The 20,861-nt window shown below is 69.4% G+C and carries 13 protein-coding genes; 7 read left to right on the top strand and 6 right to left on the bottom strand.

Annotation, left to right across the window (positions count from 1 at the left end):
• Positions 1–242 precede the first annotated feature (242 nt).
• Both ACZ4Z1_RS24225 and ACZ4Z1_RS24220 read left to right on the top strand, forming a co-directional pair.
• On the top strand, positions 243–2,294 hold the full coding sequence (locus ACZ4Z1_RS24225; RefSeq protein WP_468488707.1) for an APC family permease: 2,052 nt from the start codon (positions 243–245) through the stop codon (positions 2,292–2,294).
• A 182-nt stretch (positions 2,295–2,476) separates the two neighbouring features.
• Positions 2,477–3,805 carry a class I SAM-dependent RNA methyltransferase gene (locus ACZ4Z1_RS24220; protein ID WP_468488706.1) on the top strand — a complete coding sequence of 443 codons (1,329 nt, stop codon included), beginning with the start codon at positions 2,477–2,479 and terminating at the stop codon, positions 3,803–3,805.
• 602 nt (positions 3,806–4,407) lie between these two features.
• Here the strand turns inward: ACZ4Z1_RS24220 and ACZ4Z1_RS24215 are convergent.
• The 6 genes from ACZ4Z1_RS24215 to ACZ4Z1_RS24190 all read right to left on the bottom strand — a co-directional run bounded on the left by ACZ4Z1_RS24215 (position 4,408) and on the right by ACZ4Z1_RS24190 (position 12,809).
• Positions 4,408–4,536 (bottom strand): hypothetical protein, encoded by a 129-nt coding sequence (locus ACZ4Z1_RS24215; RefSeq protein WP_468488705.1) that lies wholly within the window; start codon positions 4,534–4,536, stop codon positions 4,408–4,410.
• Between the two features lie 87 nt (positions 4,537–4,623).
• Complete coding sequence (locus ACZ4Z1_RS24210) at positions 4,624–4,941, bottom strand: hypothetical protein (RefSeq protein WP_468488704.1); 318 nt, start codon at positions 4,939–4,941, stop codon at positions 4,624–4,626.
• Between the two features lie 84 nt (positions 4,942–5,025).
• Positions 5,026–5,382: a toxin-antitoxin system YwqK family antitoxin gene (locus tag ACZ4Z1_RS24205; RefSeq protein ID WP_468488703.1), complete on the bottom strand. Its 357-nt coding sequence runs from the start codon at positions 5,380–5,382 to the stop codon at positions 5,026–5,028.
• A 6-nt stretch (positions 5,383–5,388) separates the two neighbouring features.
• Positions 5,389–11,706, bottom strand: coding sequence for a toxin glutamine deamidase domain-containing protein (locus ACZ4Z1_RS24200; RefSeq protein WP_468488822.1), 6,318 nt, complete (start codon positions 11,704–11,706; stop codon positions 5,389–5,391).
• Positions 11,707–11,960: 254 nt separating this feature from the next.
• Positions 11,961–12,470, bottom strand: a complete 510-nt coding sequence (locus ACZ4Z1_RS24195) for a hypothetical protein (protein WP_468488702.1) — start codon at positions 12,468–12,470, stop codon at positions 11,961–11,963.
• Between the two features lie 141 nt (positions 12,471–12,611).
• A complete protein-coding gene (locus ACZ4Z1_RS24190) occupies positions 12,612–12,809 on the bottom strand; it encodes a hypothetical protein (protein WP_468488701.1) in 198 nt (65 codons plus the stop codon).
• 728 nt (positions 12,810–13,537) lie between these two features.
• On the opposite strand from ACZ4Z1_RS24190, the gene ACZ4Z1_RS24185 reads away from it, so the two are divergent.
• The 5 genes from ACZ4Z1_RS24185 to ACZ4Z1_RS24165 all read left to right on the top strand — a co-directional run bounded on the left by ACZ4Z1_RS24185 (position 13,538) and on the right by ACZ4Z1_RS24165 (position 20,861).
• Positions 13,538–15,046: a DEAD/DEAH box helicase gene (locus tag ACZ4Z1_RS24185; protein ID WP_468488700.1), complete on the top strand. Its 1,509-nt coding sequence runs from the start codon at positions 13,538–13,540 to the stop codon at positions 15,044–15,046.
• Between the two features lie 767 nt (positions 15,047–15,813).
• A complete protein-coding gene (locus ACZ4Z1_RS24180) occupies positions 15,814–16,284 on the top strand; it encodes a PhzA/PhzB family protein (protein WP_468488699.1) in 471 nt (156 codons plus the stop codon).
• Positions 16,284–16,904 (top strand): phenazine biosynthesis FMN-dependent oxidase PhzG, encoded by a 621-nt coding sequence (gene phzG / locus ACZ4Z1_RS24175; protein WP_468488698.1) that lies wholly within the window; start codon positions 16,284–16,286, stop codon positions 16,902–16,904. Before ACZ4Z1_RS24180 ends, phzG begins: the two co-directional genes overlap by 1 nt.
• A 58-nt stretch (positions 16,905–16,962) precedes the next feature.
• Complete coding sequence (locus tag ACZ4Z1_RS24170; RefSeq protein ID WP_468488697.1) at positions 16,963–17,826, top strand: PhzF family phenazine biosynthesis protein; 864 nt, start codon at positions 16,963–16,965, stop codon at positions 17,824–17,826.
• Between the two features lie 200 nt (positions 17,827–18,026).
• Positions 18,027–20,861, top strand: a complete 2,835-nt coding sequence (locus ACZ4Z1_RS24165; RefSeq protein ID WP_468488696.1) for a helix-turn-helix transcriptional regulator — start codon at positions 18,027–18,029, stop codon at positions 20,859–20,861.

Genomic DNA, 20,861 nt, shown 5'->3' with positions numbered 1-20,861 from the left:
AACCGTAGAAATCCCGGGTCGCCGGACGCCGCTCTTCATGAAGGCACGGAAAACCCGCGGCGTTAAGAAGGCGTAGAGAAGAAGAAGGGACCGGGGAGTGCCGGCCCGTGTTGTGCAGGGACGATGAAAGCGCTGGTGGCCGCTGCGGCCGCGGAATTCGGTCCCGGCATACGGGCCCATCGCCCCCGCCCGCACGGGTGGCGGGTGGGCGGCCACCTTGACGAAGGCTTAGCATCCTCTGCGTGTCCAAACTGACCGACGTGCCCAAACGGATCCTTATCGGGCGCGCACTGCGCAGCGACAAGCTCGGAGAAACCCTTCTCCCCAAGCGCATCGCGCTCCCCGTGTTCGCCTCCGACCCGCTCTCGTCCGTGGCCTACGCCCCGGGCGAGGTGCTGCTCGTCCTGTCCGTCGCGGGTGTGTCGGCGTACCACTTCAGCCCCTGGATCGCGGTCGCGGTCGTGGTGCTGATGTTCACGGTGGTGGCGTCCTACCGGCAGAATGTGCACGCCTATCCGAGCGGCGGCGGTGACTACGAGGTCGCCAACACCAACCTCGGGCCCAAGGCCGGGCTGACCGTCGCCAGCGCCCTGCTGGTCGACTACGTCCTGACCGTCGCCGTCTCCATCTCCTCCGGGGTGGAGAACCTGGGCTCGGCGATCCCGTTCGTCACCGAGCACAAGACGCTCTGCGCCATCGTCATGATCGTGCTGCTGACGCTGATGAACCTGCGCGGCGTCAAGGAGTCGGGCAAGCTCTTCGCGATCCCGACGTACATCTTCGTCGCCGGCGTCTTCATCATGATCATCTGGGGTGTGGTGCGCGGCGCGATCATGGGCGACACCATGAAGGCGCCCACCGCCGACTTCACCATCCACGCCGAACAGGGCGGCCTCGCGGGCTTCGCCCTCGTCTTCCTCCTGCTGCGCGCGTTCTCCTCCGGCTGTGCGGCGCTCACCGGCGTCGAAGCGATCTCCAACGGCGTCCCCGCCTTCCGCAAGCCCAAGTCGAAGAACGCCGCCACCACCCTCGCGCTCATGGGCGGCCTGGCCGTCACCATGTTCTGCGGCATCATCGGCCTGGCCATGGCCACCGACGTGAAGATGGCGGAGACCCCGGCCAAGGACCTGCTGCACAACGGCGTCCCGGTCGGCCCCGAGTACACCCAGAACCCGGTCATCTCGCAGGTCGCGGCCGCGGTCTTCGGTGACGGCACGTTCTTCTTCGTCGTGCTCGCCGCCGCCACCGCCCTGGTCCTCTTCCTCGCCGCGAACACCGCGTACAACGGCTTCCCGCTGCTCGGCTCGATCCTCGCCCAGGACCGCTACCTGCCGCGCCAGCTGCACACCCGCGGCGACCGGCTGGCCTTCTCCAACGGCATCGTGCTGCTCGCCGGCGCGGCCATCGTCCTCGTCTACATCTACGGCGCGGACTCCACCCGCCTGATCCAGCTCTACATCGTCGGCGTCTTCGTCTCCTTCACGCTCAGCCAGGTCGGCATGGTCCGCCACTGGAATCGCCACCTGCGGACCGAGAAGGACCAGGCCAAGCGTCGCCGGATGCACCGCTCCAGGGCCATCAACGCCTTCGGCGCCACCCTCACCGGCCTGGTGCTCGTCGTCGTCCTGCTGACGAAGTTCAGCCACGGCGCCTGGGTCGCCGTCCTCGGCATGGTCATCTTCTACGCCACCATGACCGCGATCCGCCGCCACTACGACCGGGTCGCCGAGGAGATCGCCGCCGAGGACGTGCCGGGCGACGAGGCCGTACGCCCCTCCCGCGTCCATTCCATCGTCCTCGTCTCCAAGGTCCACAAGCCCACCCTGCGCGCCCTGAGCTACGCCAAGCTCATGCGCTCGGGCACCCTGGAGGCGGTCAGCGTCGACGTGGACCCCGCCGAGACCAAGGCCCTGAAGGCGGAGTGGGAGCGCCGCGGCATCGACGTACCCCTGAAGGTCCTCGCCTCCCCCTACCGCGAGATCACCCGCCCGATCATCGATTACGTCAAATCCCTGCGCCGCGAGAGCCCGCGCGACGCCGTCTCCGTCTACATCCCCGAGTACGTCGTCGGCCACTGGTACGAGCACCTGCTCCACAACCAGAGCGCCCTGCGCCTCAAGGGCCGCCTGCTCTTCACGCCCGGCGTCATGGTCACCTCCGTCCCCTGGCAACTCGACTCCTCCGAAGCCGCCAAGCGACGGGCACGCAAGCGCGCCGAGTGGAACGCGCCCGGGGCGGTGCGCCGAGGCCCGGTGGCCCAGCCGAAGAAGGAGAAGGCGGCTACGCGGAAGTAGGAGCGCGTCCGTACAGCTCCTGGGCCCGGACCTGCCATCCGGCAGGTCCGGGCCCTTGTGCTTCTGCTCCCCCATCCGATTCGGACTCCGCCCGGCCGCCCCGTAGACTTGCAGGTCGGCATCGGCCACTCCCGCCTTCCTCCACCCCACCCCGATCACCCCACCCCAGGAGCTCCCCCACCATGCAGACCGAACCCAAGAAGTCGCTGGTAGGCGAGGAGTACGAGGTCGAGGTCGGCCCCGTCGCGCACGGCGGCCACTGCATCGCCCGTACGGACGAGGGCCAGGTCCTCTTCGTACGGCATGCCCTGCCCGGCGAACGCGTCATCGCCCGCGTCACCGACGGCGACGAGGGCGACCGGTTCCTCCGCACCGACGCCGTCGAGATCCTCACCCCCTCCAAGGACCGCGTCGAGGCCCCCTGCCCCTTCTCAGGTCCCGGCAAGTGCGGCGGGTGCGACTGGCAGCACGCCGCACCCGGCGCCCAGCGCCGCCTGAAGGCCGACGTGATCACCGAGCAGCTCTCCCGCCTGGCCGGCCTCACCCCCGAGGAGGCCCGCTGGGACGGCACCGTCGAACCGGCCCCCGGCGACAAGGTCCCCAAGGGCGAGGTCCCGGCCTGGCGCACCCGAGTCCAGTACGCCGTGGACGCTGATGGCACCCCCGGCCTCCGCAAACACCGCTCCCACGACATCCAGCCCATCGACCACTGCCTGATCGCGGCCCCGGGTGTCTCGGAACTCGGCATCGAAAAGCGCGACTGGCCCCAGATCGCCACCGTCGAGGCCATCGCCGCCACCGGCTCCAACGACCGCCAGGTCGTCCTGACCCCCCGCCCCGGCGGCCGCCTCCCCATCGTCGAACTCGACAAGCCCGTCTCGGTCCTCCGCGTCCACGAGAAGGACGGCGGCATCCACCGCGTCCACGGCCGCCCCTTCGTCCGCGAACGCGCCGCCGACCGCACCTGGCGCGTCGGCAACAGCGGCTTCTGGCAGGTCCACCCCAAGGCCGCCGACCTCCTGGTCGAAGCCGTCATGCAGGGCCTCATGCCGAAGAAGGGCGACATGGCCCTCGACCTGTACTGCGGCGTCGGCCTCTTCGCCGGAGCCCTCGCCGACCGCGTGGGCGAAAAGGGCGCCGTCCTGGGCATCGAATCCAGCAAGCGCGCGGTGGAGGACGCCCGGCACAATCTCCAGGACCTCGACCGCGTCCGGATCGAGCACGGCAAGGTCGAACAGGTCCTGCCACGAACCGGAATCTCGGACGTGGACCTGATCGTGCTGGATCCGCCGCGAGCGGGAGCCGGGCGGGCGACGGTCGCACATCTGGCTTCGCTGGGAGCCCGCCGTATCGCTTACGTGGCTTGCGATCCGGCGGCGCTGGCGCGCGATGTGAAGTACTTCGCGGGGGAGGGGTATGTGCCGCGGAGGATGCGGGCGTTTGATTTGTTTCCGGTTACGCATCATGTGGAGTGCGTGGTGATTCTTGAGCGTGCTGAAAAGGGTCGCTGACTTACGGTTCAGAGCTAGCGCCGGTGGCGCTCGATCTGGTTTGTGATATCCGGCAGGTCGAGCCCCTCGGCCCCGTCACACCCACGGATCTGTGCTGGTGTGACTGGTGGGAGCGGCTGTGAGCAGTGTCGGGGCGGACGGGTCTTGGCGCGGCACGCATCATGTACGAGGTCGACGTCATCGCCTGGCCCGGGGTGAGTGCCCGAAGGCCCATCACGCCCGGATTGCTCCCCGGTGTGGCCATGGCCACCGCCGTCCGCCGTGGCACCGGTGACCTGCGATGCCTGAATCGCAGCCGCATCTTGCTCGCCGACCAGGTCACGAGATCACGGGCGCAACCCTGGTCCTGTTCTCTCCGCGCGGTTCCTGCCGGACCTGATCGAGTCAGCGGCCAGCCGTGGTGGCACCTGGACCGATGACCAGCCAACCGGTCGACAGCGTTCGCTTAGACCGCTTCCTCCTGTGGGGGCGGTTCACTCCGCGAGGGACGTCTTCGGCGGGCGGTTGGCTGTGAGGGAGCGAGAGTGGTCATGAGATCGATCAGGCCAACGGTCCACCGTATACGCCAGGTTGTGGGCAGGGGCGTCGTCCAACCGTTTCTGCTACTCGATGTCGGGCTCGCGGTCGCGGAAGCCGAACTGCTTTCGGAGCATCTGTACGCCGCCGATGCGGTAGTTCCAGACCTCAGGGTCACGGGGCAGGTGGCGCCAGCTCCTACTGCGAGGGCGCATGGTTTCGTGTTGTAGGCCGTCATGGTGCTGACGTCCCGCCATCGCCACAGTCACTGTGTCGAGGAGCGGCGTTGTCGCGTGTTTTCGTCAGGAGTCGGTCGGGAGTTGGCTGCGGTACAGGGCGATGGCCGCTTCCGGAGGGAAATTGGGGACGGTGGTTGTTTCGCCGGTGTCCTTGGCTACGACGATGTTTGCGCCGCCGGGCGGGGGAGGCGTCGGCGGGGCTGCCGGGTCCACCGGTTCGGTGGGAGGGAAAGTGGCGTAGACGAGGTAGCCGATGTCGAATTCGTGGACGTGCATGGGGGCGGGTGAGCCGTCCGCCAGCCGTGGCCGGGCGTATCGGCTGTGGACGATGGCGAGTGCTTCCTCAGGGGTGGTCGGGGGGACAGGGGTGTCCTGTGCCATGGAGGTTTCCGTCCTGTTCAGTGCGGTTGCCGTACGGACGAGCGCCCCCGGTCACGGAAGCCGGCCAGGGGGCGCCTGCGGTAGTCAGCCCGGGAACGTCCTGTCCTCGGTGAGGTTGCCGTCCTTGTCCCATTTCTGGCGGCTCACTCGCCTGCCTTTCTGGTTGAAGACGGTATGTTCGGCGAGTTGGCCATTGGGATACCACTTGCGCCAGTCGCCCACGGCCAGGCCGTATCGGGTAAGCCCTTCGAGCTTTTTGGTTCCGTCCGGGTGCCACGCGAATTGCGGTCCGGACGGAACTCCCTCGTGGTAGGAGACGAGGCTGGTGATCCGGCCTTCCTGGTCGCGGGAAACGACTTCACCTGTGACGGGGCCGTCTTCGCACAGCACGCGCGCGGCATCATCCCGGTAGGTGTCTTCGTATTCGATGCGTACAGTCATTCCGTGTCAGTCCGTTTCGGGTGGTAGTTCGCTGTCCCTGCGTCGATAGTCACCAATTGTATACTGATGGCGCCCGGCGTAGCTGGGCACACCCTGAAGAATGCCGTGGCAATTCGGGCAGGCTGGCGCTGACTGGCCGGGAAGATGAATGACGGCCCCCCTGGTCTTCCTGTTCTTCGAAATGGCTTCTTCGATCCATCGCGGGTCGAACCGCATGTCACTCAAGACATCACGGCTCAGCGGGGGCGGTGTGGAATTCTCGCCGTGTTCCTCTCTCCAGCTCTTCTCCATCTGTCGCTGCCGCGCCCAGAGCAGTTCGTTCACGGCCTTGACTTCGGCGTGCCGCAAGGGTTCGTCGAAGTAAGCCCGACCAATGAGGGCCATCTCTTCTTTGATGACGTTCCCGTTCTCGTCCCGTGCCGCCTTTCCGTCCGGGCCGAGCCGGTCGCCGATACGAACTTCGTCCTCGCTCTTCATGATCGGATGCACCCAGGCAGCCATACCGAGGTAGTTGTCCCGCAGCAGCGGGTGCAAATTCTCAGGTTCGATCAAATCGCTCGCGAGGCCATTAAGGCCCTCAGTGATCATTCCGGTGCGGCGATCGATCGCCAGCGCGGAGCAAGGTCCCTCCAGGTTGGCATCTCGCATCAGAGCATGCCGACGTGCCCGCTCCTCGGACATTTCTTGGATGTATTCCCTGACGGATTTTCCGTCGATGCTGGTGATCAGGCCGTCTTCGTCGACCTTCACCCGGTCGGTGTTGTCGAGGTCGAGCTGCTCCACGAGCCCGCCACGGCTCTTGTCATCCACCCCGGAATCGAGGTCATGGGTGTCGGGGGTTTCGCCAGGGTCAACGGGGTCGGGAAACTCGGGTTGGGGGTCCACGCGGACGTCACCGGCCGAAGGTACTTTGAAGCGCTCGGCCGGATCCTGTTCCTCGCCCCGGTCGTTGCCGCTGTCGTCATGATGCTGGTCGTGGGCTTGCTGGTCGTGGCCCGGGTCGTCGTCGGACAGGTCCGGCTTGTCGTCCGAAAGGGCGGCCGGTGGATCGTTCTCGTTTGTGTGGTCAGGGACCTTGTGATCGGCACCGGCGGGTTCGGCCGGGCGGTGCGGGTGCGGGTCCGTGGGATGCGGTGCCTGCGCGGCTGTTCCACCATCGCTTGTTTCGACGGTGGGTCTGCCGTACATCATCGGGTTGGGGTTGTTGCGCAGGTGATCAGCGAGGTACTGCGAAATGCTCGCGCTCCGATTCGCTGGCACACTTTCGCGGTTGCTCGGCGGGGTGTCTGGCGCCTGTCCGTCGGATGGCGTGTGCTGGGATTCCGTTGTGCCGTCGACGGTCGGGGAGTGGTCCGTGACGTCGGCAGTGCTGTCGGCAGAGGTGTCCGGAGTCTTGTCGGCAGGCGAGGGGTCGGGGTCGGTCCCGGTCTGCTCGGTAGTGGAGTCCGGCTTGCCGTCGGCCTGTTCGGAGGAAGTGTCCTCGGGCTTCTCCACGGCTTTGTCGGCGTGGAGCGGCTGGCGGTTGGCGTCGAGCGGGATGTGCCAGACGTGCTCGGCGATTGAGATGTGGAGCGGGTCCGTGCTGACGGCACCGGTCTGGGTGTCCACCCAGATGATCTTGCCGTGGTGATTCACCGCGTTGAAGGCGTGACCGCCACCGTTGTCGGGCCAGGCGACCTGCACGATGGCAGCCGCACCGTGGCCGGCTTGCTGGAGATCGTGTGCGATCCGCGCGGCGGTGTGGGGATCGTCGCCACGACCGGCGTACGTGTGGCGGGCGCCGCTCCAGCGGATCTGGTTCTCGTTGGCGTTGTTCTCGGGAGACCAGGTGTCCGGGGTGCCGTCCGCCTTGGTGTCGGGCGTACGCGGAGCGGAGACCTGGGGGTTGCCGTACCAGGTCTCCAGGAAGGAGCGGGAGCAGTCGGCGCAGTTGTTGCCGCGACCGGGAACTGTGCTGCCGCCGTCGTTCTGCAGCCGGCCCCAGGGCTCGAAAGGGTCGGCGAAACGCTGCGGCGTGCCGTCGGGGTTCCGCGGATGGGCGTTCTCCAGCAGTTGCTGGTCACTCGGGTCAGGCGGCAGGAGACCGCCGGTTTCCTGATGGAGATCGTCCCGGATGGCATTCAGGGAGTTGGGGTTCGGATCCGAATGCCCGTCTTCCGGATGCGGCGCGGTCTCCTGAGGTGGCGCCTGGTCCTGCTGCGGCGTCTGCTCGTGAGTGGACGTCTGCTGCTGGGGCGGTGTGTGCAGCTGCTGAGGCTGGGGGTGCGTGTGGGAATGCGTGTTGGTCTGCTGCTGATCCGGTTGTTGCTGTGGCGGCTGCTGGTGGTGAGGGATGGTCTGCTGCTGCGGCTGAGTTTGTGGAACCTGCTGTTGGTGGGGCTGGGGATACGGTCCCGGCTGTTGCTGAGGCTGGATATATGGGTTGGGCTGCTGCTGGTGGGGTTGCTGCTGGGGGTGAGGCTGTGCCTGGTGTGGTTGCTGCTGGTATGGGCCTGGCTGATAGGGCTGTTGCTGCTGGTGGTGCGGACCGGGCTGCTGCGCGTATGGGCTCGGCTGGTGGGGCTGGTAGGGCTGCTGTTGGAGGTACGGATTTGGTTGCTGTGGGTAAGGCTGTTGGTGGTGCGGCTGCTGCTGGTACGGCCCCGGCTGCTGGGTGTACGGATTCGGCTGCTGGTACTGCTGCTGCGGGTACGGACCCGGCTGGTGTGGCTGCTGCTGGGGGTATGGCTGCTGCTGGAGCTGCTGATAGGGGTTGTGCGGCTGCGGCTGCGGCTGCGGCTGCGGCTGCGGCTGCGGCGAGGGTTGTGGGGCGGGGGCTTGGACCTGACCAGGGACGTACGGATTGCGGTTGGCGTCGAGGGTCAGGTGCCAGACGCGGTCGGCGTGGGTGTGGATGGGCTGCTGGCTGATTTGACCGGTCTGGCTGTCAACCCAGATGACGCGGCCGTTGTGGTTGACGGCATTGAAGACATGCGCGCCACCGCCTGAACCGTCGGCGTTCTTCGGCCAGGTGACGAGGACGGCAGCGCCGGCGCCGTGACCGGCCTGACGGAGCTCGTCAGCGATGCGGGCATAGCTGTCCTGCGCGTTGGGCCCCGAGTCACGGAAAGGGGTGCCCGCCCAGTCCATGATGTTCTGGGCGCCGTCCCGTTCACCGCTGAACCGGTCGAGGTTGCCGTTCTGGTCCTTGTCGAAGGTGCGCGGTGCGGAGACCTGAGGGTTGCCGTACCAGGACTCCAGGAACGAGCGGGTGCAGTCCGCGCAGTTGTTGGAGCGCCCGGGCACGTTGGTGCCGCCGTCGTTCTGATGGAAGGCCCAGGGCTGGAACGGGTCCGGGTGCAGCTGCGGGCTGCCGTCGGGATTGCGCGGGAAAACGTTCAGCAGCGCTTGCTGGTCATGGGGGAAGGGCGAGTACAGGCCGTTTGGTTGGTGGTTGAGGCTGTTTCGCACGTCCTGGTAGTTCGGGCGCGGTGGGTGTTGGGGAGGCAGCGGCTGTTGCTGCTGGGAATTCTGCTGCTGGTAGGGCTGCTGGTGCTGCTGAGGCTGTGTCTGGTTCTGAGTGTGGTGGGGCTGGTGCGGCTGCTGGTAATGCTGCTGGTACGGCCCTTGGTGCGGCTGCTGGGGAGCTGCCTGATGCTGGTTCGGATAGTGCGGTTGCGGTTGCGGTTGCTGCGGCTGCTGGTACGGGTTGGGCTGGTGATACGGATTGGGCTGGTGGGGCCCGGGCTGGTGCGCTTGCTGGTGAGGGTGGGGGAAGTTCGGTGCGGTGGGTTGCTGGGCCTCCGGCCGGGACTGGTCCCGGCCGGGGCGTGACGGTTCTGGGCCTGCCGCATCAGGTTGTGCCCTGTCGGGTCGGTGAGAGTCCGGGGACTGGTTGTTCGGCTGGGGACCCAGGGCGTGCTGACGTACGTCCGGACGCGAGGCGTCAGGGGCCGGAGGTTCGGAGTGCGGGGTGTCCCGTTCTGGTCGGGGGTGGCCCTGCTCCGAAGGTGAGCTGTCAGAGCGCGGGCGCGTGCCACCGGACGGGTGGTCGGCTCGGTCCGGGTGTGAGGGGGCATGGCCGTCCCGTATCGGCTGCGTGCGGTCGGCCGGCGTGGGGCCGTCCAGACGCGGGTTGTGCGGCGGGGCCTCGGGGTGGGGCTGCCGGGTGTGGTCGTGGATGACCTGCGAGCCGTCGGGGCGGCGGTTGTCGTGCGGCGGGGTGGTGGGGGTTCCACGGCGCGGGCCGCCCAGGCGGGGGTTGTGCGGGGGGCCTTCCGAGCGGGGCTGTCGGGCGGCGTCCTGGATGGGGCGGCGGCCATCGGGGCGGCGGCTGGACTGCGGTGTGGTGTTTGCGTTGGAGGGTGTGCTGCGGCGGGGTGGGTTGGAGTTCGCGGGGGTGGGGCCGGCCTGGGGCGGCATGGCGGTCGGCATGCCCACGGCCGGCCCCGCGTTCTGCGGGATGTTCTGCTGGGGGGTAGGTGCCGGTCCCGCGTCCGGAGTGCGGGTGGGCGGCGGGGCGGTGGCGGTGTCCGCCGACTGGGTGGTCAGGTCGGTGTCGTCCCGCATGTGAGGCATGGGGTCGCCCGGCGCCGGGTCGCGCTGCTGGATGGGCTGACCGAAGGACGGCGAGTGCTGTACGGGGGCGCCCTGGGGCGGCGCGCTGACGTGCGGCATGGCGGGACGGCCACCGCCGGTGCCGCCGGAGCCATTGTCGTTGGGAGTGGAGCCGGAGCCGTCGTTGCTCGGCGGGTTGCCGCTGATGGGGCCCGGTGCGGAGGAGGCGGGCCCGGGGGAGGGCGTGGTGGTGGGGGCGTCCTGGCGCGGCGCGGACTGGCCCGGGACGGAACGGTCCGGGGCCGGGCCGGTCTCGGGCGCCGGAACGGGGGTCGGCGCCGCGTCCGGGTGAGTGGGGGGTGGTGGCCCCGGAACGGGCTGAGTGGAGACGTTCTCGGGATTGGGGCGCGCGTGGTCCGGGGTGGTGTCCGGGGCGGGCTGGGTGGTGACGTTGTCGGCGTTACGGCGGGCCGCCTCCGGGGTGTGGTCCGGAGCCGGTTGGGTGGTGATGTTGTCGGGGTTGTGGTCCGGGTTCGGGCGTGCGGAATCCGGGGTATGGTCCGGGGCCGGCTGGGTGGAGACGGCGTCCGGGGCGGAACGGTGGGAAGTGGAGTCCGGGGTGGTGCCGGAGCCATCGCGGGCGGAGATGGTGTCGGGGCGTGTGTCACCTGGGTCCGGGCTGTGCCGGTCGGTGCCCTGGTAGCCGGCGTCGAAAGGCGAGCGCTGGTCCGGGGGCGGCAGTGGCTGTGCCGTGGGGCGGGAGGGCGTGCCGTCGGAGCCGTTGGCGCCGGAGTGGCCGGTCACGGAGGACGCGCCGGCGCCGGGCGCGTGGGAGCCGCCGCTCCCACCGGACCCGCCGGAATCCGGTCCGGACCCGGCGTGTGTACCGGGCCCGGAGCCCGCATCTCCCGTACCCGTACCCGAGCCCGACCCGGAGCCGGAGCCGGAACCCGCCCCCGAACTGCTGCCGGAACCGCTGCCGCTGCCGGAGCCGCCACTGCCTCCCGAGCCGCCGCCGGTTCCGCCTCCGCCTGCGCCACCGTCGTCACCGTGGCCGGCGGCGGAGTCCAAGCCGTGGCGGGCGCGGCGTCCGGCGCGGCTGCCGGCGCCGTCGCGCAGGGATTCGCCGAGGGTCTCGCCGGTGTTCTTCAGTGCGTCCTTGCCGGCTTCGATGCCCTTTTTGGTGGTGCGTCCGAGGTCGTAACCGTTCTGGGCGCCGAAGTTCTGGTTGACGGTCTGGGCGATGAGGTCGGAGGCCATGGCTTCCAGGGCGGAGATGACCGGTTCCTTGGCCGCCTCCATGATGGCGTCCAGGAGTTGTTTGGCGACCTCTTTGAGGATGCGGCGCACGATCTCGCGGGTGGCCACGGTGCCGGCCGCGGCGCCGATTTCGGACAGGCCCAGGGTGAAGGGGGCGGCGACCTGGGCGGCGATGATTTCGGCGGCCAGGATGACCAGTTGGGCGATCACGGCAACCTTCATGCCGATGACCAGCGCGGCGGCGGCCTCCAGGGTGGAGGCGATGATTTCGGCGGCCTGGCGGGCGTCGTCGAAGTAGCCGGAGCCGTCGGCGAACTTGTCCCAGGTCTTGCTGAAGCCATCGATGGAGTCGCCGGCGTTCTGGGACAGGACATTGGCGGCGGCGGTGTTGCCGCAGGCCTGGTGACCGGCGACGTCGGCGGCGAACTGGCGCCAGACCTGGGCACATTCGATGAGCTTGTCCTCGTCGGCATGCGGCCAGTTGAAGCCGAGCATGTCCAGGACCCATTCCAGTGGATCCGGCAGCATGAGAGACAAGGCGGAGCTCCCCCGTGAAAGTACGTGCACATGTGGGTACGGCCGGCCGGAGACCGGCGGCGGTGATGATGCTTGACGGCGATGCGGACAGCGGCGGTGTCGGTGAGGCGGAGATCGGTGAGGCGTGCGAGACCGTGAGCAGTGGAACGACGAGGCTGCTGCCCCGTGAGGCCGACGCCGGCCCGTAACCCCGGCACCACCCGGCCCACAGGCTCAGCCGCCTCGCGGACCGGCCCGCCTCACTCTCAGTGCGGCCTGGGTCCTTCCAGTCGCGAGATCGACTTTTCCGATCCGCCCGCCTGCGGGTTGGGCACGTGCTGTTTGATCAGCGACTCGCTGAAGTCCTCGCCCTCCGCGTAGTTCTTCGACATCGAGGTCAGCGCTTTGCCGATTTCCTGGAGCTTCGAGGACAGGTGCCCCATCGACTCGTACATGCCGTCGCGTACGCCCTCGTAGACGACGCCGAACTTCTCGCCGATCTCGTCGTCGCCCCACGGCGGCATGTCGGCCTTGCTGGCGAACGACGTCAGCCCGCTCATGAACTGCTCGCCGAAGGACTTCTCCGGCTCCTTCTGCCCACCCGCCGGCGGCGTGCCCGGCGGCCCCGCGCCCAGCGCGCTCAGTCCGTCCATCAGCCGCTTGACCGAATTCTGGAAGTCCTCGCCCAGCTTCACGAAACTGGTGCCCTCGGCCTTCAGCGACTCCACGTCCGTCTGGAAACCGCCCGCGCCGCCCATGTCGTCCCCCGTCGTCATGCTCGTCAGTAGTCGATACTCGATGTGTTCTGGCCGGCTGAGCCTAGAGGGGCGCGTTGACCACCCGTCAAGGGCCGCCCTTTTCCGCGACGGCAGAGGTGGCCGCGCTGGCCGGACCGAGGCTTATCGTGCCGGAACGAATCAGGGCGTACTCGGACGCTGCAGCCGGTGATAGAGCTCCACGGCGGACTCGCGCGGGTAGTTGGGCAAGAACGTCACTTCGCCGTCGGCCTTGGAGATGACGACGTTGCTGCCGCCGGGGCAGGGCGGTGGACTGTTCGGGTCGTCGTGGGCCGGGTAACCGGCGTAGATGAGGTAGCCGATGTCGAATTCGTGCACGTAGATCCCGAGCGGGCCGTTGGGGGAACCGACCGGGGGGAAATGCGTGCGGCCGATCTCCAGGGCGTGGCCGGCATCGGTCGGGACGACCGGTGGCGGGGACGGGGGGAGGGGCGGAGGGTACGGCGGCGAGGTGAGCGGCTGGGAGTGTGCGTCACCACCCGGGATTCCCGCGGTATTACCCACAGGATTTTCGCCCGTGTTGTTCGGGTCTGGCATGGAACTTTCTCCCCCTTGTACGAGCGTGGCGGCGACTGGGCGGATGCCTGAGTTCAACTTAACGGACGCGGATGAGACGGCTGTGGTTTCAGGGGCCCGCTGGTCGGCGGTGCTCAGCGGCGCCGACCCCGCCGCCCGCACCTGGGGCATCCTGCCGCAAACGCTGTCCGTCCACGGCAGCCCTGATGGCCCGGAGGGCAGGTTCGCCCTCACCCCGGGACGGACCGCTGACGCGGTGCGCCCGCGCCCCCTGGCACGAGGTGAACGAGGCCACGGCAAGAGGAGTGGAATCCCTTCTCCCCGCAGGCTGAGGCATACCTCACCCCGGCATGCCGTCCCCTGGCCGTGTCGCATTTCCGCGCAGCTGCTGTTGTCGGGCGGGGAATTGCATGGGTCTGGCGCTTTGCAGCGGTGAGGTCAGGAGCGCGGGCGCACCACGGGGCAAATAGTATTTCTCACGCTGTCGATGTCCACACGCCAATGTCGGCCTGGTCGCCCTGGAACGGACGTTGCGGGAGCTTGTACCGGAGATCCTCGGGCTGGGTGAAGAAGCACTGAAGCGTGCGCGGCTGGAGAGCGCCGCCGGCTTGTCGGGGGTGGCTGCTGAGCTGGCCGGGGCCGTGGCTGCGGAGGCTATGGTCCGTGGCCGTTCGCTGATGGGGCAGCGGCTTCAGGCGCTCCGTCGGCGCTCCGGCTTCCAGAAGAGCCAGCGCAACCTGATGGCACACATGAAGGGATGGGCCGTCAGCACGCACTCGGTACGGCAGCTCGAACTGGCCCCAAAGCTGTTCGACCTGGTCGTGATCGACGAGGCGAGCCAATGTTCGATTCCCTCGGTGCTGCCCCTGTTGTTCCGGGCCGAGCGGGCGCTGATCATCGGTGATCCCATGCAGCTCGGGCACATTCCGGGGATCACCGCCCAGCAGGAGCGGCAGGCGAGGGTACGGGCGGGGTTGAGCGCGGCACAGCTGGAGAACCATCGGCTCACCTATCACGTGTACTCGTCGTACCACGCGGCCGCGCAGCACGGTGAGGCGGCGCTGCTGCTCGATGAGCACTACCGGTGTCACCCGGTTATCGCGGACGTGGTCAACGGCTATTGCTACGCCGGTGAACTGCGCGTTCTCACCGATGTGCGGGACCAGGCCCCGTCCGTCGACCCGGTGGGGGCGCTCGATCCGGCTCCGGTGCTGGGATGGGTGGACGTGCCGCACGGGGAGTCCGCCCGGGGCTCCGGTGACCGGTCCTGGCGCAACCCGGCAGAGGCCGAGCGGGTGCGTGCGACGGTGGATGAGCTGCTCGCGAGGCTGCCTGATCACGCGACGGTAGGGGTGGTCACGCCCTTCCGCGCCCAGAAGGAGGCGCTTGCACGTGCGTGGGCGGATGACGAGCGGGTGCGGGTCGGCACCGTTCACGCCTTCCAAGGTGGTCAGCGGGATGTGATGGTCCTGAGTCCGGTGGCCACCGGCAATACACCGCCGCGTACGACGCACTGGGTGGCAAGTCAGGTCAACCTGTGGAACGTAGCGGTCACACGGGCGAAGTCCCAGCTGATCACAGTGGGAAGCCACGCCTTCTGGCAGGGGCAGGCCGGGCTCCCCGGGCTGCTCGCGGAGCGGTCGACCGTACTGCGCACAGGCTCTTCGGTAGGAGAAGACACGGCCTTCGGGAGGGAGAACCTTCCGGCGTTCCGCGAAGAGCTCACGGACCGGCTCCAGCATTACCTCGGCCTCCGCGGCATCACTGACCTCGAGCGCGCAGCGGTGGTCGGCGGGCACACCGTGGACCTGCTCTTCACCGTGGACGGAGCGAACACGGCGGTGGTCGTCGATTCAGGGCCGGAGCACGGCCAGGATCCGGCCCGTCATCTGCGGCTGACACACGCCCGCGGGGACTTGCTGACGGGACTGCCGTCCGGCGGCTCCGGGGCGAAAGTTGGGCCGGTGGCACGAACCGTACGGGTACCTGCGTGGCGAATCATGGCCGGAGACGCCATGCTGGATCCACTGTTCTCTTGAGCGCTACGAGCGCCGGGCCCCAACGTTGTCCCGCACTCGGACATCTGGACAAGAGGGGCCTGTTGGGCTCTCGGGGCGACTGCACCAAACTTCGTGTCCCTAGCACTCGACCACGCAGGTACGCGGAAGCTCAAGATCTGCCCGGGGCCCGGCGATGACGTCTGGGAGCGCGGAAGCGATATCGGCGGTGACTGGCCGGGCCGGTTGATGTGCTGGGCAAAGTCCTGGGGCGGAGCCGGAAATCAGCAGGGTCCCGGGCTCCGGCGCGGCGGCGAGGAGGTGTCGCAGTCGTAGGCCTGGTCCGGGGACTTCAGTCGCTGCGAGGGGTAGGGGTCCAGTGGCCGTGTCGAGCGCGGCGACGCCCTTCGTGCCGTAGTGGTCTCGGCCGTGATGCCGGGCGGTGAGAGCAGGTGCTCGCGTCATTCGGGCCTGTACCGCTTGTCCTGCGGTGAACTGGTCGCATCCGCATGGGCGGTGGTCGTGCATATCGCGCTTTTTCGTGTCGCACGGCCATGATGCACTTTGATGCCGTCGATATCGGTAGGTCGACGCAGAGGAAAGGGTGGGGGTGGTTCAAGGATTGCGCAACTGATTAGGTTGGGGAGTGGCGGGGGTTTTTGCTGGGCGTATAGAAAGCTTGGATCGGGGGGTCGGGGGAATATAGGGCGCGGTTCTAGGGTGCCTGGGGATCGGGCGGGGGCGGGTGCATGTGGCTCCTGGTCGGTCCGTGGTCGGAACTGAACTGCTGTCTGTGGGAAGGGTGGCGTATGTCTGGGTTCAGGACGGATGTGGAGTTGCGGCGGGTCAATCGGGAGACGGTTGAAACGTATATGAACACCAGGGGGCAGGACCGGCTGCGACGGCACGAGCTGTTCGTGGCCGAGGGGGAGGGTGGGCTGTGGACCACGGATACCGGGGAGCCCATCGTGATTCGCGGGCGGGAGAAGCTGGCGGAGCATGCGGTGTGGTCGCTGAAGTGCTTCCCCGACTGGGTGTGGTTCAACATCGAGGTGTTCGAGACGCAGGACCCGAACCGGTTCTGGGTGGAGTGTGACGGGAAAGGGAAGATTCTTTTTCCCGGGTATCCGCCGGGGTACTACGAGAACCACTTCATGCACTCGTTCCTGCTGGAGAACGGGAAGATCCGGCAGAACCGGGAGTTCATGAATCCGTTCAACCAGCTGCGGGCGCTGAGCATTCCGGTGCCGGAGATCAAGCGGGAAGGTATTCCCACCTGATGGCGGAAGCGGAAGCGGCCGTGCGTGTGGATGAGTTCGAGGTGCCGCCCGGGGACGCTGTCGCGCTGTTGCGGGAGTGGTTCGACGGGGCCGTTGCGCGCGGGGTGCGGGAGCCGGGGGCGCTGGCCTTGGCGACGGCGGACGCGCAGGGGCGGGCGTCGAGCCGTATCGTCCAGGTCAGCCGGATCACCGACCGGGGTGTTGTCTTCACGACGCATGCCGGCAGTCAGAAGGGCCGCGAGCTGGCGGTGAATCCGTGGGCTTCCGGGGTGTTGTACTGGCGGGAGAGCGGGCAGCAGGTCACGTTGGCCGGTGAGGTCGTGCCGCTTTCCGAGGCCGAGTGCGAGGCGTTGTGGGCGGCGCGGCCGGTGTTCACCCACGCCATGTCGGTGGCGTCCGAGCAGAGCGCTCCGCTGAAGGATGCGGATGCGCTGAGGGGCGAGGCCGAGCGGCTCGCGGAGCAGGGGGCCTTGCCGCGTCCCGCGTCGTATGTCGCTTATCGGCTCGATCCGCTGACGGTGGAATTCTGGCAGGCCAGTGCGGACCGGCTGCACCGGAGGCTGCGGTACGACCGGCGAGGGGGTGAGGGCCGGTGGGACGCCCGTCGGTTGCAGCCCTGAGAAGGGAGGCCTGGGAGATGGCGGTGGCGGGGAATCGGACAGGTAGGGGGGAGGGATGATGGCGGACGTTGTCGGTTCGGCCGGAAAGCATGAGTATGTGGTGGCGGACGCGTTCAGCGATACGCCGCTCCGGGGGAATCCGGTGGCGGTGTTCTTCGACGCCGAGGACTGGTCGGCGCAGACCATGCAGGCCGTCGCGCGGGAGATGAATCTTTCGGAGTGCACTTTTGTGCTGCCCGCCGAACAGGGCGGGGACGCGCGTATCCGCATTTTCACGCCGGTCAATGAACTGCCGTTCGCCGGGCATCCGATGCTGGGAACGGCGGTGGTGCTCGGGGAGCGGACCTCGGCGGACCGGATGCGGCTCGAAACGGCGATGGGGACGATTCCGTTCACGTTCGACCGGGTGGACGGGCAGGTGGTCGCGGCGCGTATGGAACAGCCGATTCCGGTCTGGGAGCCTTACGAGTACGCGGAGCAGCTGCTCGACGCGCTGGGGCTGGCCTCGTCGGTACTGCCGGTGGAGATCTACCGGAACGGGCCGCGGCACGTCTACGTCGGGCTCGAAAGCGTCGAGGCATTGTCGGCGGTACGGCCGGACCTGCGTAAGCTCGCCGAATTCCCGGACATGGCGGCGAATTGCTTCGCGGGGTCGGGGACGAAGTGGCGCAGCCGGATGTTCTCCCCCGCGTACGGGGTCGCCGAGGACGCCGCGACCGGCTCGGCCGCCGGGCCGCTCGCGCTGCACCTGGCCCGGCACGGGCTCGCGGTGTACGGGGAACAGATCGAGATCCTGCAAGGGGTCGAGATGGGCCGGCCGTCGCTGATGCTGGCCCGGGTCGACGGCGGGCCGGACCGGATCGCGTCCATAGAGGTGGGCGGGGCCGGGGTGATCACCGCCCGCGGGACGATCCTGGTGTGAGGCGCAGGGCCGCGGTCACGAGGCGGTGAAGGTGCGGGGCGAGTCGTCGGCTCGCCCCCTTTCCGTGCCGGTGCCGGCGGAGGCCGAACGGGGGCCGGGCCGGCCGGAGCCATGCGAACGGGGGCCACACGGACGGGGAAGTTGCCATGCATTCGGGGGAGTTGCCTTCGGGCACTGTGAGGCAGGAGTGGTGGAAAAGTATGGCGGTACGTGACAGGGAAACCGAGTGGCCCACATGGCCCACGGTCGCCCGGGAGGCCGAACTGGACGCGATCCAGGCCTCCCTGGACAACGGGGTCGGGGTGCTGCTCATCGGTGAGCCGGGTGTCGGGAAGAGCAGCCTGCTGCGGGCGGCGCTGGACCGGGCGGCCCGTAACGGCGCCGTCGTCCTGTCGGTCTGCGGAGCCGGGGAGAGCGCCTGCGGGTCCGTGTCCGAGTGCCTGGAGCGACACCGCGACGAGCTGGCGGCGGGTGGGGAGCACCTTCAGGACGGTGGTCCGGGCGGGGTCCGGCCCGCGCACGAGGAGCGGATCGTGGTCGGCGTGGACGACGCCCACCTGGTCGACCCGGTCTCCGCGATGCGGCTGCACGGCCTGGTGCGGCGCGGCCGGGTCACGCTGGTCGCCGCCGCGCCGGCCGGGGTGTCGGCGCCCGACGGCGTCAACCGGCTCTGGGTGGAGCGGCTGATCGAGCGGGTGGAGGTCGGTCCGTTCGACATGTCGGGCACGGCCAAGGTGCTGCACGCGCGCCTCGGTGGCCATGTGGCGGCGCGGGCGCTGGAGCGGCTGTGGGCGCTGACGCTCGGCAACGCCCTGTTCCTGCGGGAACTGGTCGACTTCGCGCTGGCCGAGGGTACGTTGCGGCTGGTGGAGGAGGTCTGGCAGTGGGCGGGCCCGAGTGGCCGGCCCGCCGGCCGGCTGGTGGACCTGGTGCACCTGCGCCTGGGGCACCTCGAACCCGAGGAGCGGGAACTCCTCGGCATGATCGCCCTCGCGGAGCCGCTGGAGGCGGACCTGCCGTCGGTGGCCGAACTGGGCGCCGCAGCCGAGGCGTTGAACCGCCGGGGCATCATCGTCGCCGAGAGCGTGGGGCGCCGGCTGCGGTTGCGGCTCGCCTATCCCCTCTGCGGGCCGGTCGTGGTGGCCTCGCTGCCCGGCCTGACCGGACGCCGCCTGCGCCGCCGCCTCGCCGATGACATCGAACGCGCGGGCTGCCGCCGCGAGAACGACATCCCGAGGGTCGTCGCGCTGCGCATCGACGCCGGTCAGGTCCCGCCGGCCGGACAACTGCGCTCGGCGGCCCGTACGGCTCTGCGGCGTCACGACTTCCGGCTCGCGGAGCGGCTGTGCCGGATGGCCGCCGAGGTGGGGGGCGATACGACAACCGGAGTGGGGGGCGGCGCGGGAACCGGGACGGGGCCTGACGTGGGAGCGCCGTCGCTCGACCTCCTCCTCGGCCAAGCGCTCGCCGGGCAGGGCCGCTACGCCGAAGCCGAGTCGATCTTCGCGCTGGCGGCCGCCGCCGGGTCCGGACAGTCCGGGGCGGCCGACGCGGTACGTTCGCGCGCCCACAACATGGCCTGGGGGCTGCGCCGGGTCGCCGAGGCAACGGCCGTCGTCGACGAGGCGGTCACCGTGGCGCCCGCGCCCGTACGCGCGTCGCTGCTGGGCACGCAGACGGTCATGCGGCTGCTGGACGACCGGCTGGAGAGCGCGGCGACGGTCGCCGGGGCCGGTACGCCCGATCCCGTCGCGGCCCCGGCGACGCTGCCGCCCGCGGCGTACGCCCGTATGGAGCGCGGTGAGATCCGGGCCGCGCTCGCGCTGCTGCGCGGCTGCGGCGCCGAGGCGGAGCGGTGGGACGACGACGCCCGGCGCACGCACCGGACGCTGCTCGCCCACGCCACCTACCTGGCGGGCGACCCTGCCGCGGCGCTCGCCCTCCTGGAGCGGCCGGGCCGGGCCGGAGTGGACGAAGGTCCCTCCGCGCCCGACGAGGACTGCCCCGTACGCATGAGTGATCCCGTACCCATGAGCGGTCCCGTACCCATGAGCGACGAGGGCCGTCCCGCCCGGATCGGCGGCCTCACCTTGCGGGCCCGGCTCTACCGAGGGCTGGGCCGGCTGCCAGAGGCGATCGGCCTGCTGCGCCAGGCGAGCGCTCTGCAGGACACCGGTGACTGGCTGAGCACCCGGGCGTGGGCCCTGGCGCAGCTCGCGGGTGCGCTCGCCGAGTCCGGTGAGCACGCCGAGGCGATGCGTACGCTCGTGGAGGCCCGGTCGGTGCAGGATGCCGCCGTGCCGTACCCGGTCGCCACGGACGGCATCGCGATGGAACGGGCCCAGGTGCTGGCGCGGGTCGGCGACGACGTGGCGGCCGTGCGGCAGGCGATGGAGGTCGGTGAGCGGGCCGCCGCGCGCGGGCGGCTGCCACTGGCGGTCACGGCGTTCCACCTGGTGGCCCGGCTGCGGGAGGCGCCGGCCGTGCTGGACCGGGTGGCGGAGCTGCGCGGCCGGATCGAGCCGGGACTGACCGCGCTGCGGGCCGATCACGTCCGGGCGCTCGCCGGCAACGACGGGGACGCGCTGGACCTGCTCGCCGGGCGGTTCGGCGGGATGGGGCTGCTGCCGCTGGCCGCCGAGGCGTCGGCGCAGGCGTGCCGGGCGCATCAGCTGGCCGGCCGGCACCGCAAGAGCCGGGCCGCCGGGGCGCTGTGCCGGGAGTTCCTCGCCCGGTACGACGGGCTGCTCCCGGTCTGGGCCGACCTGGACTTCTGGCAGGAGTCGAAGGTGCGGACGCCGCTGACGGCCCGTGAGCGGGAGGTCGCGTCGCTGGCCGCGGCGCGGCTGTCCAACCAGGAGATCGCCGACCGGCTCGTCGTCTCGGTCCGTACGGTCGAGAACCACCTCCACCGGGTGTACGGGAAGCTGGGCGTCACCGCGCGCGCCGATCTCGCCCGGCACCTCGACCCCCGGTCGGCCGTGACCGACCGGGGTGCGTCGAGGGGGGTGTGCGCGGCGGGCCGGGCGGTGTAG

The organism is Streptomyces sp. NPDC030165, from assembly GCF_055573595.1.
This window is presented reverse-complemented; position numbering and strand designations above follow the sequence as displayed.